This window comes from uncultured Psychroserpens sp., from assembly GCF_947503375.1.
Classification (GTDB): domain Bacteria; phylum Bacteroidota; class Bacteroidia; order Flavobacteriales; family Flavobacteriaceae; genus Psychroserpens.
The window spans coordinates 64,570-76,746 of record NZ_CANNDQ010000009.1 but is presented as its reverse complement, the minus strand read 5'-3'; the positions used below and the strand labels follow the sequence as shown (position 1 = coordinate 76,746).

The 12,177-nt window shown below is 30.9% G+C and carries 15 protein-coding genes; 12 read left to right on the top strand and 3 right to left on the bottom strand.

The features are described 5' to 3' along the window. Positions 1–115 precede the first annotated feature (115 nt). From Q0876_RS14355 to Q0876_RS14320, 8 genes are all read left to right on the top strand, one after another. Positions 116–805, top strand: coding sequence for a hypothetical protein (locus Q0876_RS14355; protein WP_299229114.1), 690 nt, complete (start codon positions 116–118; stop codon positions 803–805). 147 nt (positions 806–952) lie between these two features. Beyond that, positions 953–1,675 carry a subclass B1 metallo-beta-lactamase gene (gene bla / locus Q0876_RS14350; protein ID WP_299229178.1) on the top strand — a complete coding sequence of 241 codons (723 nt, stop codon included), beginning with the start codon at positions 953–955 and terminating at the stop codon, positions 1,673–1,675. Positions 1,676–1,887: 212 nt separating this feature from the next. Next, positions 1,888–3,207, top strand: coding sequence for an insulinase family protein (locus Q0876_RS14345; RefSeq protein ID WP_299229111.1), 1,320 nt, complete (start codon positions 1,888–1,890; stop codon positions 3,205–3,207). Between the two features lie 141 nt (positions 3,208–3,348). After that, positions 3,349–3,987, top strand: a complete 639-nt coding sequence (locus Q0876_RS14340; RefSeq protein ID WP_299229108.1) for a class I SAM-dependent methyltransferase — start codon at positions 3,349–3,351, stop codon at positions 3,985–3,987. A 166-nt stretch (positions 3,988–4,153) separates the two neighbouring features. Then, the gene (locus Q0876_RS14335) at positions 4,154–4,597 is read left to right on the top strand and encodes an SRPBCC family protein (RefSeq protein WP_299229105.1); all 444 of its coding nucleotides are present in this window, start codon (positions 4,154–4,156) and stop codon (positions 4,595–4,597) included. After that, positions 4,587–5,090, top strand: coding sequence for a cupin domain-containing protein (locus Q0876_RS14330; protein WP_299229103.1), 504 nt, complete (start codon positions 4,587–4,589; stop codon positions 5,088–5,090). The genes Q0876_RS14335 and Q0876_RS14330 overlap by 11 nt, the downstream gene beginning before the upstream one ends. 1 nt (position 5,091) lies before the next feature. Continuing rightward, complete coding sequence (locus Q0876_RS14325) at positions 5,092–5,919, top strand: cyclase family protein (RefSeq protein ID WP_299229099.1); 828 nt, start codon at positions 5,092–5,094, stop codon at positions 5,917–5,919. An 11-nt stretch (positions 5,920–5,930) separates the two neighbouring features. Next, the gene (locus Q0876_RS14320) at positions 5,931–6,275 is read left to right on the top strand and encodes a VOC family protein (protein ID WP_299229096.1); all 345 of its coding nucleotides are present in this window, start codon (positions 5,931–5,933) and stop codon (positions 6,273–6,275) included. An 11-nt stretch (positions 6,276–6,286) separates the two neighbouring features. Here Q0876_RS14320 and Q0876_RS14315 read toward each other — a convergent pair whose 3' ends face one another. Together Q0876_RS14315 and holA are read right to left on the bottom strand one after the other, a co-directional pair. Then, positions 6,287–6,796, bottom strand: coding sequence for a hypothetical protein (locus Q0876_RS14315; RefSeq protein WP_299229093.1), 510 nt, complete (start codon positions 6,794–6,796; stop codon positions 6,287–6,289). A 226-nt stretch (positions 6,797–7,022) separates the two neighbouring features. Further along, complete coding sequence (gene holA, locus Q0876_RS14310; RefSeq protein ID WP_299229090.1) at positions 7,023–8,027, bottom strand: DNA polymerase III subunit delta; 1,005 nt, start codon at positions 8,025–8,027, stop codon at positions 7,023–7,025. Positions 8,028–8,149: 122 nt separating this feature from the next. Between holA and Q0876_RS14305 the strand changes: the two genes are divergently transcribed. From Q0876_RS14305 to Q0876_RS14295, 3 genes are all read left to right on the top strand, one after another. Beyond that, on the top strand, positions 8,150–8,593 hold the full coding sequence (locus tag Q0876_RS14305) for a type I restriction enzyme HsdR N-terminal domain-containing protein (protein ID WP_299229088.1): 444 nt from the start codon (positions 8,150–8,152) through the stop codon (positions 8,591–8,593). Then, positions 8,590–9,570, top strand: coding sequence for a glycosyltransferase family 2 protein (locus Q0876_RS14300; protein ID WP_299229085.1), 981 nt, complete (start codon positions 8,590–8,592; stop codon positions 9,568–9,570). The genes Q0876_RS14305 and Q0876_RS14300 overlap by 4 nt, the downstream gene beginning before the upstream one ends. Before the next feature lie 124 nt (positions 9,571–9,694). Beyond that, positions 9,695–10,552 (top strand): OmpA family protein, encoded by an 858-nt coding sequence (locus tag Q0876_RS14295; RefSeq protein WP_299229082.1) that lies wholly within the window; start codon positions 9,695–9,697, stop codon positions 10,550–10,552. A gap of 51 nt (positions 10,553–10,603) precedes the next feature. Here the strand turns inward: Q0876_RS14295 and Q0876_RS14290 are convergent, their stop codons facing one another. After that, the gene (locus Q0876_RS14290) at positions 10,604–11,224 is read right to left on the bottom strand and encodes an L-threonylcarbamoyladenylate synthase (protein ID WP_299229080.1); all 621 of its coding nucleotides are present in this window, start codon (positions 11,222–11,224) and stop codon (positions 10,604–10,606) included. On the opposite strand from Q0876_RS14290, the gene Q0876_RS14285 reads away from it, so the two are divergent. After that, positions 11,133–12,140: an alpha/beta hydrolase gene (locus Q0876_RS14285; RefSeq protein WP_299229077.1), complete on the top strand. Its 1,008-nt coding sequence runs from the start codon at positions 11,133–11,135 to the stop codon at positions 12,138–12,140. The two genes, Q0876_RS14290 and Q0876_RS14285, sit on opposite strands and share 92 nt — an antisense overlap. The last annotated feature ends 37 nt before the right edge of the window (positions 12,141–12,177 follow it).

Genomic DNA, 12,177 nt, shown 5'->3' with positions numbered 1-12,177 from the left:
TATTACCGCTTTTTTCCATAAAAAATATTACTTTTAATCTCAATCAGATTTACTAGCGAACTTCCACTAGTCGTTTCCGCACAAACTATACAAGAATATATTAACAACAGGTTAAATGAAGGTCAAACTAAAAACACTAATACTACTTCTAACCCTAACTTTTCAGTCAATAATTTTGACTGGACAGGAAATACAAAGTGTTAGATATAAAGTTACTTCAAATAGTCTTTTGGATATGATCAAGGATTATCCTGAAAAAAAGGAAAGTATCAAAAACAATATAGTTTCAAATACACCTAAACATGTTGATTTTGTTTTAATAGATGACGAATTAATTCAAATGTATTGGAGTTATCAAAACGATTTAATAGGAATCAAAATTTATTCTAAAGAAAAAATATATTCTATTTCTGCAGAAAATGAACTCTTGACTGAAAATCAAAGTGCTGAAATAGATTCTATTCGATATAAGCGGATTAAAACTAAAAATGACTCTATTAATAAATATGAGCTGGCAGAAAAAGGCGCAATGCCTTTAATAGTGTTTCTTAAAGACGGTTTAGAAAATGATAATTTCTCTCGATTGATCTTTTTCAAAGGATATCCTGAAATTTCTATTGTAACAGATTTTAAAGTTTTTCCGGAAAAGTACATATTTGGAAAGCCAAAAGCATTCATGACTTTTGATTTTTTAACAAATTTAAATTTTGAGATATTTGAATCAAAGAAAGAGTATTTGAAATTCATAAACGATATAGATTCTAATAAGGAAAGACAATTGTTAATTGAAAAAATATCTAAATAAAACCACTTGCTAACAACGTTTATAGTATCTAATAACTACCTGAATATTCTAGCGGATTTTCAAACTAGGTGTCTGTTTTTTGCTCTCTTAATGTTCACAGCAACACGCGAGCAAAGCAAACTATAAACGAACATATCGTTAATAATGATGAGAAACATAATACTTATATTAGGAATCATAATTACCTTAAATAGTTGTAATTCTAATAAATTTTCACCTAATCCTTATCATTCAGAAAATTTAAAGATCGTAAAGATTACTGAAAACCTCTATCAACATATTTCTTATTTAGATACTAAAGATTATGGAAAAATCCCTTGTAATGGAATTATTTATTTTAATCAAAATGAAGTGATAATTTTTGACACACCTGTAAATAATAAAGCAGCTGCAGAATTAATTGATTGGACTGGAAAAAAAAATATCAAAGCAATTATCGCCACACACTTTCATATTGATTGTCTTGGCGGATTGAAAGAATTTCACTCAAACGGAATTAAATCTTATGCTAATAAACTAACGATTGATCTCGCAAAAAAAAACAGCCAAGTATGGCCTCAAAATAGTTTTGATAAATCGTTTAAAATTAAAATTGGGAATGAAATGGTTATTGCAAAGCATTTTGGACAAGGACATACAAAGGATAATATTATAGGTTATATCGAGCATGAAAAAGCAATCTTTGGTGGATGCTTAATAAAAGAAATAGGAGCCCAAAAAGGAAATCTTGAAGATGCGAATATAGCTGAATGGCCAATTACGGTCTCAAAAATCAAAACTGAATTAACCGAAGTAGAAATAGTCGTTCCCGGACATGGCAAATATGGTAATAAAGAACTTCTAGACTATACTATTGAACTATTTAATTAAGAAACCACTACTTACAACAACCTATTATAATTAATACCACTTTCCTACTCTATTTTAATTTATCTCTTTAGATAAACGAATAACTACAATTAAAACATTATTGGTTTAATATTTTACAAGCTACGCAAAAACAAGTAGTAGTCATTTTATATCAAGTGTAACAATTACTTGAGTTTTTAATCTTTATTATAATCTTAAAATGTTGATATATCATGAGAATCTTTAATTTATTCGTTCTATTTATTGTCTGTTCTAATGTTAATAGTCAAGTTGATTCATTATTGCTGGATTATCAATACTATACGTTATCAAACGGTTTAGAAATCGTTTTACAACCAGATGAAACTACCAAAGCTGTTTCAGTAGAATTTTGGCTTAAAAACGGAACGTCATTAGATAGTCGAAATCAGTATGGCCTACAACATTTTTTCGAGCATATTATGCCCTATAGTCCAATGGATTCAATCAAAAGAAAAAAATTATTCAAAGAGTATTACCACAACAGTAATGCACAAGTCAAAAAGGATTTTACGAGATTTTATTGGGAAAGTAAATCTGAAGGGTTAGAGTTGGTTATAGAACGTACTTCTGGTAGATTAAAAGCTGGAGCAAAAGCCATACAAGACAAAAATGTTGAATATCAAAGAAAAAGAGTTATAGAAGAAATTGAAAGGAATGCTAAAAACCCAATATGGAGTGCTCAAGGAAGTTTAATAATCAATGAAGGAACATTTGGTGAAAATCATCCATATACTGCCAATGGTTATGGAAACATAGCAAATAATAAAAACTTTCAATTAGACGATTTAAGAATGCGTTATGATGATATCATTTATTCTAATAATGTTGTACTATTTGTCGTTGGTAACTTTGAAATTGAGAAAGCTAAAAGTTTAATTGAAAATTACTTTAGAAATATTCCATCAAAGCAGAAATTACCTAGCAATATCAAGAATAAAAAAATAGACCAATCGACCGGAAAAATTATTATGAAAGCACCTCACCCAAATGATTCTATAAATACGATAGTTTTTTCTTGGGCCATTCCAAAATTAAAAATAGAAGAAGAGGCTGCTATTCAACTCATTGCTTCACATCTAAATAATACCTTTAAAGCTAAACATTTTTTTCCTTCATCTATTATAAAATGCAATGTCAAAGCAAATTTTTATATGAATGCGGCACAATTTTTAGTTCAAATTCAATTTTCAAATGCTGAAGAAAGCATACTAATAAAAGAATTAGTTCTAAGTAAAATTAGGAACCTAGCAAAAAAACCAATATCAATATTAGATTTAGAAAATGCCATAAAATTAGAAATCGCTAATGTTAGAGATCAACAAAAATCTCTTGGTTTTCAATGGAGCAGAACAGAACTTTTAGGCAAAAGTTTACTTAATCATGGAAATCCAAATGCTTATTTTGAGAAACTTCAAATTCAACAGCATCTAACTGCTGAGCAAATAAAAAAGTCTGCAAAACAATGGATTTCAAATGACCCTTTCAAAGTTTTATTTACAGCAAATAAATAAAACATATATAATAAATTGTTCGTTTTGGTAAAATGCAGACTTTTTAAATTTTACTATATTGTATCTGGACAATAAAATCATGTGCAAATTATACAAGAATACATTATGTATAATTTCAAAACTGATTGATATCTATATTAAATGGATAAATACCAAGAAACCTTTAACACCTGGGATCGGATAGCAAAACGCTATCAAGATCAATTTATGGGTTTAGATTTATATGACGATACCTACAATGTATTTCTTGGTTTAATTCAAAAAACCAACGCTTCTATCTTAGACATTGGTTGTGGACCTGGGAATATTACCAAATACCTATTAACACAAAATCCAAACTTGAGCATTAAAGGAATTGACATCTCTAAAAACATGATTCAGTTGGCAAAAAAGAATAATCCAACTGCTGTGTTTGAAATCATGGATACTAGAAATCTGCTAAGCATCGATAAGACCTTCGATGCCATAGTGTGCGGATTCTGCATTCCGTACATGTCGCAACAGGATTGTAAAAAATTCATCACTAATTGCAGGTATTTACTCAAAAACTTTGGAATACTTTACCTCAGTTTTGTTAGTGGTGATTATGACAATTCTGGGTTCATCTCTGGCAGCACTAATGATCGTACATATTTTTATTATCACAATTTAGATATGATTAAAAAAGAGCTAGAAATTAACGCTTTCACAATAATTAAAGAATTCACTAAAAAGTACATCACATCAAACAGTTTAAGTGAAAACCATACCGTTTTAATAGCAATAATGAAACAGAAATAAATTCTATGATTCAGATTATTATATCTTAAAAGTAAGAGTATCACAAAAAAACTGAATATTAAGCAAATAGAAGTTATTGAAGTGTATTAAGTCATTAATCACTAGTTTATTATCTTTTACTAATTTAGTTGAAGATACATACTAACAATATTAAAATATAAATAGCATGACTTACCAATATACGATTGATATCAATTTACCCATAGATATTGTAGTAAAACTCTGGTCTGATGAAACAAATTTTCATAAATGGCAAGATGGATTTCAATCCATAGAGCTATTAGAAGGGAAAGCCAACACTATTGATGCAAAATCTAAAATTATATTACAGCAAGGAAAACGAAGCATAGAATTGATTGAAACTATAATTTGTAATGATTTACCAAGAGAAAAAAAAGCGTTATACGAACATGTTCACATGACAAACACACAAACCACTAGATTCGAAAAAATTTCTAAAAACAAAACTAAATACACTTCAAAGGTAACTTACACTAGATTTAATGGATTTATGCCCAAGCTATTATCAAAACTATTCCCAAACATGTTTAAAAAACAAAGTCAGAAGTGGATGAACCAATTTAAAACATTTGCAGAAAATGAATACTAAAGAACAAATTATTGAGGTGCTCAGTTTAAAACCTCATCCAGAAGGTGGTTATTTTAAAGAAACGTATCGTAGTAGTGGCAAAATTAAAACCGATAGCCTACATCCAAGTTACAGTAGTGATCGCAATTACTCAACTTGTATTTATTTTTTACTTACATCAGAAAACTTTTCAGCATTTCATAAGATCAAACAAGATGAAATTTGGCATTTTTATTATGGTGCTCCCATAAGACTTCATATGATATCTCCAGAAGGCGATCTCACCACACATAGCATTGGCACTGATTTTTCAAATAACGAAACACCACAACTAATTGTACCTGGTGGTTATTGGTTTGCAGCAGAAGTAATTAAAACTAACGCATTTGCACTAGTAGGCTGCACTGTAGCTCCTGGTTTCAGCTTTGAAGATTTTGAATTGATTAGTGAAAAAGAATTGAGTACCTTATTCCCAGAGCACAACACAGTAATTTCAAAATTTACAAATCACTAAGATGAAAACAATTCAATATTATACCATCATTACATTTCTAGTTTTAAATGCCTGTCAAAACACAGCTTCTAACAGAGAAGATGAAGACAAGCCAACACCAGTTAAACATAAAGAAAAAACCATCATTGATTTATCTCATGTATATTCAGATGAAACTATTTATTGGGTAACATCAAAAGAATTCGAATTAGATACTGTTTTTAATGGGCAAACGAATAAAGGTTACTTCTATGCTGCCAATAACTTTAGTACTGCAGAACATGGAGGAACACACATTGATGCGCCTATTCATTTTTCTGAAAAAGGACAATCTGTAGAGCAAATACCTTTGGAACGACTTATTGGAAATGCCATTAAAATAGATGTCTCTAAAAATGCGTTTACAAATCCAGATTATTTAATTACCGTTCAAGATTTTTTAGATTGGGAAAATAAACAAAATATGGCTTTACCTGAGGATTGCATCGTTATATTACAAACCGATTTTTCAAAATACTATCCAGACAAACTTAAATATCTAGGAACTGATCAACGAGGTGAACATGCAGTTAAACAACTCCATTTTCCAGGACTTTCTCCTGAAGCTGCACAATGGTTAATAGACAAGCGAAATATTAATGCTATTGGAATTGACACACCAAGTATAGATTATGGTCAATCAGAATATTTCAAAAGCCATGTGATATTACTAGATCAAAATATTCCTGTGTTTGAAAATCTTACCAACCTTGATCAATTACCTTTAAATAGTTTTGAGATTATAGCACTGCCAATGAAGATAAAAGGTGGTAGTGGTGCGCCATTGCGAGTAGTTGCCATTACCAATTAAATCAAGTTACAATGAAAGATAATCATATCAATTATATTGAACTTAAAGCTAAAGACTTAGAAGCCATTAAACATTTTTATAGTGATGCATTTGGTTGGACGTTCACAGATTATGGCCCAACCTATACCGCATTTACAAATAGTGGATTGGAAGGTGGCTTTGAAAAAACGGATAGACCTATTATTCATGGTGCTTTAGTGGTATTATATCATAACCAACTAGAAATTATTAAGCAAAAAATCATTGCTCTAGGCGGTAAAATTTCGGTAGACATCTTTTCTTTTCCTGGCGGAAAAAGATTCCATTTTATCGATCCTTCAGGAAATGAATTAGCCATTTGGTGTAAAGCAAATTAAAGTCTATAATCTTAATTTGCATTCATATTTTCTTTTATATCGTCAAGTACAACAGGCTCCCAAGTTTCCTTTAAAGAATTTCGACAAGCTCTTGCAAGAAGATAAGACCGTTGTTTCAAGCCATACGCTTTTTGCCCCATTTTCTCTTGATTGAATAAATGGTCACCATAATTAACCATTGCATCGAAAACGGCTTGATCTTCTATCATAGAAAGTTTTCCCCAATATAAGATCCAAAACTTTTCTCTTTCATCTTTAACAGATTCCAAATCTTTTGCAATGGCTATAGCCGCTGCTAAATCTGTTACTTTTTGATAAAACTCAAATCGCTTCTCCCAAAATACCTTTCTAAACTCGCCCTCCTTTTTATCTGAATAATTAAATATACCTACTAAAATTGTTGATAAAGTAGCTATAGTAGCAACGATTTTGAAAATTCTATCGACACTGCTATTGGATTTTATTTTCTTTTTTAATGAGTTAATCTCTGCTTCAAGTTCAGCTATTTTTTTCGTATCCATTCTTTTTATAATATAATATCAAATTGGTAATTACAGGCATTAAACTAAATAAAAACACATGCACAGAATTACTTTAGCAACTCTATACATGCGTCAACAGAATATAGTTTAAGGGAGAACTTAAATGTAATAATAAAACTACAAATTAAGAAATTATAGTACAGAATGTTATCAACTATCTTTTACTTATGAACTTTAATTTAGTTTAAAATTCAACACGTAAAAGCTATCTTAAAATATTAACTAATAGCTCTTTAAGCAAATCACCTTGAGGAACTGCATTAGAATTCACTCCCTTTCCTTTTACATCGAACTCTCTTAGTGTAGCAACGATGGCGCTTACTTTTTTCATTGGATAATTTCTAGCAGCAGCCACGTACTCATTAACAAAATAGGGATTGATCTTTAATGCTGAAGCAACATTTCTAGGGTTTTTATCATGAAGCCCATGAAAATGTAGTAACTGAGAAAAGAAGTTAAATAGCAACGAAACAGTCACAACCATTGGATTGTCCTTTGGGTTATCTGCAAAGTAGTTGATGATCTTAAATGCTTTAACACTGTCACGTTCGCCTATAGCTTTACGAAGCTCAAAATTATTATAATCTTTACTTATACCAATATTTTCTTCAATATGCTCTGGTGTAAATTGAGTACCTTCTGGTAATATGATCTTGAGTTTTTCAAGCTCATTATTGATCTTACTCAAATCAGTACCTAAAAACTCAACAAGCATTTGTGATGCCTTTGGTGTTATAGCATATTTTTGACCAGATAGCACTCTTCGTATCCAATCGGCTACTTGATTTTCATAAAGTTTTTTACTTTCGTATACAACACCTGTTTTTTTTATAGTTTTATATAACGCTTTACGCTTATCAATTTTTTTGTACTTGTAATTAACGACCAAAACGGTAGTTGGTTGAGGATTTTCGGCATAAATAGCTAATTTCTCTATGGTTCGCGACAGGTCTTGAGCTTCTTTTATAATAAGCACTTGTCGCTCGGCCATCATTGGATATCGCTTAGCATTACTAACAATGTCATCTACGGAAGCATCTCGACCATATAACACCATTTGATTGAATCCCTTTTCTTCTTCTGCTAAGACATTATTTTCAATAAAATTTGAAATAGCATCAATATAATAAGGCTCTTCTCCCATCAATAAATAAATAGGCTTAATATCTCCTTTTTTAATATCTGCAACAATTTGCTTTACGTCTTCCAAAATTTTATTTTATAAAATATAAACAACAACTCATACCTTAAGCCAGATAATGATGAATAATTTATTGATAAAATTCTCAAATATTTAAGACCTAAAATGACTTTTAATTATAAATTTGTGAGGTGCAAGAATTAAATTTCCCTACATATCCATTCCGTTTCAAAAGTAACGAAAATAAAGTTTCTATTTTCGATGAGATTCGTAAAAAATTTATCATTCTACAACCTGAAGAATGGGTACGCCAACACTGTGTTCAGTATTTAATTCAACATAAAAAATATCCAAAATCACTAATCAACGTCGAGAAAGAACTCAAAGTTAATGGCTTGACAAAACGCTACGATATTGTGGTATATAATTCTGATGGAACTATTCACCTTATAGTCGAATGCAAATCGCACAACGTTAATATAGACCAAAGCACGTTTGACCAAATTGCACGTTACAATTTAACTTTAAATGCAAGTTATTTAATGATCACTAACGGAATTAATCATTATTATTGTGTTATGGATTTTGATAATGAGCGCTACTCGTTTTTAAGAGATATTCCTAATTACAAATGAAAGTTGCAGTCGTCATATTAAATTGGAATGGTCAACAATTGTTAGAACAGTTTTTACCCTATGTCATTAAATATTCGACTGAAGCTAATGTTTATGTTGCTGATAATGCATCTACAGATGATTCGGTTGTGTTTATAAAACAAAATTATCCGCAAGTTAGTATTATACAAAATAAAACTAATTGTGGCTATGCAAAGGGTTATAATGAGGCTTTAAAAAAAGTAGAAGCAGATGTATTTTGTTTACTAAATAGTGATATAGAGGTTACTAAAGGTTGGCTCTCTCCCATTATCTCTGAATTTGAATCTGAGACTAACACATCAATTGTTCAGCCAAAACTATTAGATTACAAGAATAGATCTCATTTTGAGTATGCAGGTGCTGGTGGTGGATTTATTGATAAGTTCGGATATGCTTATTGTAGAGGACGCATTTTTGATACCATAGAAAAAGATATAGGCCAATACAACGATACAATTCCTATTTTTTGGGCCTCTGGTGCTTGTCTATTTATTAGAAAGTCAACCTTTGAGTTGCTTGGTGGATTTGACGAGGCCTTTTTTGCACATTTTGAAGAAATCGATTTGTGTTGGCGAGCTTTCAATGCTGGGTTTACGACCAAGTATATTGGTTCGTCTTGCGTTTATCATATTGGAGGTGCTACACTTAATGCTTCAAATCCAAAAAAAACATATCTCAATTTTAGAAATAGTTTATTTACATTGACTAAAAATGCTCATGGATTCTTATTTAGCATCATCCTCATAAGATTAGCGTTAGATGGTATCGCAGGATTAAAATTCCTGTTTAATTTAAAATTAGCTCATTTCATTGCTGTTTTAAAAGCTCATTTTAGTTTCTATAGACATTTACATCGACTTTTAAAACAAAGAAAGCAACTAACCAGACAAAAAAAATATTACAAAACGAAATCTATTGTTTGGTCTTACTTCATAAGAAAACGTCATAGTTATTGATTGTTAGTAAATGTGTTAAAATTTTAGTTAAATAAGGTAAAAGCAACTATTCTTTTATCTAATTTTGATGTGTTCATACAAGTGGGCAAGGAAAAAATTTATAACCAATTTTTTAAAACTAATTATGAGAAAATTAATGCTATTAAGTGTTGCTGGGATGTTCGTTTTGACTTCATGTGTTTCTAAGAAAGATTATATGGCACTAGAAGACAAACAAAAAGAAACTCAGGACCTATTGAATACCGCTACAGTAAAATTAAATAGTTGTCTATCAGATAAAGCTGCAGCACAGGCTCGTGTTGAAGCCATGAAAGATCAGCTTGAAGATTTACGAAAGGCAAATCAAGATTTAATCGATACAAAAGGGAACCTGACTACTCTAACTCAAAAAGGAGCTGAAAACTTAGAAAAATCTTTAGAAAGCTTAAAAGAAAAAGATTTGAAAATATCACGCTTGCAAGATGCTTTAACAAAAAAAGATAGTGTCACATTAGCTATTGTTTCCAGCTTAAAAAAGGCGGTAGGTATTAATGACCCAGACATTGAGGTTAATGTTGAGAAAGGTGTTGTATTTATTTCTATTGCAGATAAGTTATTATTTAAAAGCGGTAGCTATAATGTAACAGATAGAGCAAAAGAAGTATTAGCAAAAGTTGCAGCTGTAATAAACAGCAAGCCTAACTTTGAAGCTATGGTAGAATCTCATACAGATAATGTGCCTTATTCAAAAGGTGTATTGATTGACAATTGGGATCTAAGTGTTAAACGTGCAACATCTGTAGTGCGTGTACTTGAAGAACTTGAAGTAAATCCGCAACAGTTAATTGCTGCTGGACGTAGTTATTATGTTCCTTTAGTGGAAAATGACACCGCAGAGAACAAAGCTAAGAACAGACGTACAAGAATAGTTGTATTACCAAAAATTGATCAATTCTATGAAATGGTTGAAGAGGAAATGAAAAATCTTTCTGCTGAAAACTAATTATCAAAAAATGAATTAAAGCTCAATCTAAACGATTGGGCTTTTTTTTTATTAAAAAATCCCAAGGTCTCCCTTTCCTTCTCTAACAATTAAAGGTTCATCTTCAGACAAATCAACTATTGTTGATGGAAGATTACCTCCATAACCACCATCAATAACCAAGTCGACAAGGTTATCCCATTTTTCAAGGATCAATTCTGGATCAGTAGTATATTCAATAATCTCATCTTCATCACGAATTGAGGTCGATATAATTGGGTTTCCGAGTTGCTGAACAATTTCTAATGCAATACTATTATCTGGCACACGAATACCAACCGTTTTTTTCTTTTTAAAAGGATGCGGTAAACTTTTAGAACCTGGCAGAATAAACGTGTAAGGTCCAGGAAGTGCGCGCTTCAATATTTTGAAAGTGGTTGTATCTATTTGCTTGACATAATCACTCAAATTACTTAGATCATGGCATATAAAAGAGAAATTTGATTTCTCAAGTTTAACCCCTTTAATTCGGGCTATTTTCTCTAATGCCTTAATGTTGGTAATATCACAGCCTAAACCATAGACTGTATCTGTGGGATATATGATCAATCCGCCTTTTTTTAAAACATCAATAACCTTCTTAATTTCTTTTGGGTTAGGGTTCTCCTCATATATCTTTATCAATTCAGCCATAATATCGTATCTTACAATTACGTTACACAAAGTAATTAATTATTTTTTTATGAAGATTATAAAACATGTGTTTCTCGTGCTTTTTATTAGCATAAACTTTTTTTCTTGTTCAGAAGATGAATCAACTAATACGAATCCTCCTCAAGAACAGGTAGCATTAGAGTTTCGTCAAGAATTGAATGTTTCCTATGGTACAGATAATGATCAAGTTTTTGATATTTATTTACCTGCAAACAGAACCTTACAAACTAAAGTAATGATCTTAATTCATGGTGGTGGCTGGACCTCTGGAGATAAGACAGATATGAACGACTTGAAAGAATTGATGCGTCAAGATTTACCAAACATCGCAATTGTGAATATGAATTACAGACTAGCTGATGAAAATAATAGTCCGTACCCTATGCAAATCAATGATATCACATCAGTAATTGAATTTCTAAATAATAATCAATCTGAATATGTTATCTCAGACGACATAGGTTTTTTGGGTGGAAGCGCAGGAGCACATTTAGCAATGTTATGGTGCTATGCATTTGACACTAATAACAATTCAAAAATGGTTGCAAGTATTGTTGGTCCAACAAATTTTACTGATCCAGCATATTTAACTAGCAATCCTGTTCTCGATGAAATATTAGAAACTTATGGCATCGATACGTCTATTCCATTTTTGGAAGAAATTAGCCCTTATCATCAAGTAACTAGTGCTGCACCTCCTACTATTCTGTTCTATGGTGGTCAAGATCCTTTAATCCCAACAAGTCAAGGCGTAGATATGGAATCTAAATTGACAACCCTAAATGTCATCAATGAATTTACACTATATGAAAATTCTGGTCATGATTTTGGTATAATAGAATTAGTAGACGCATGGAACAAATTAAAAACATTTACTCAAACACATTTAGAATAAATCTATGTAACATTTTCAAAGTTTAAAAGTCTATATA

Bases quoted from the DNA above. Each gene is read 5' to 3' on its own strand.
- Q0876_RS14320 (WP_299229096.1), top strand. From the start codon at position 5,931: ATGAAAGATAATCATATCAATTATATTGAACTTAAAGCTAAAGACTTA.
- Q0876_RS14335 (WP_299229105.1), top strand. From the start codon at position 4,154: ATGACTTACCAATATACGATTGATATCAATTTACCCATAGATATTGTA.
- Q0876_RS14315 (WP_299229093.1), bottom strand. From the start codon at position 6,796: ATGGATACGAAAAAAATAGCTGAACTTGAAGCAGAGATTAACTCATTA.
- Q0876_RS14340 (WP_299229108.1), top strand. From the start codon at position 3,349: ATGGATAAATACCAAGAAACCTTTAACACCTGGGATCGGATAGCAAAA.
- Q0876_RS14355 (WP_299229114.1), top strand. From the start codon at position 116: ATGAAGGTCAAACTAAAAACACTAATACTACTTCTAACCCTAACTTTT.
- Q0876_RS14300 (WP_299229085.1), top strand. From the start codon at position 8,590: ATGAAAGTTGCAGTCGTCATATTAAATTGGAATGGTCAACAATTGTTA.
- Q0876_RS14290 (WP_299229080.1), bottom strand. From the start codon at position 11,224: ATGGCTGAATTGATAAAGATATATGAGGAGAACCCTAACCCAAAAGAA.
- Q0876_RS14345 (WP_299229111.1), top strand. From the start codon at position 1,888: ATGAGAATCTTTAATTTATTCGTTCTATTTATTGTCTGTTCTAATGTT.
- Q0876_RS14330 (WP_299229103.1), top strand. From the start codon at position 4,587: ATGAATACTAAAGAACAAATTATTGAGGTGCTCAGTTTAAAACCTCAT.
- Q0876_RS14295 (WP_299229082.1), top strand. From the start codon at position 9,695: ATGAGAAAATTAATGCTATTAAGTGTTGCTGGGATGTTCGTTTTGACT.
- Q0876_RS14285 (WP_299229077.1), top strand. From the start codon at position 11,133: ATGATCAATCCGCCTTTTTTTAAAACATCAATAACCTTCTTAATTTCT.
- bla (WP_299229178.1), top strand. From the start codon at position 953: ATGAGAAACATAATACTTATATTAGGAATCATAATTACCTTAAATAGT.
- Q0876_RS14325 (WP_299229099.1), top strand. From the start codon at position 5,092: ATGAAAACAATTCAATATTATACCATCATTACATTTCTAGTTTTAAAT.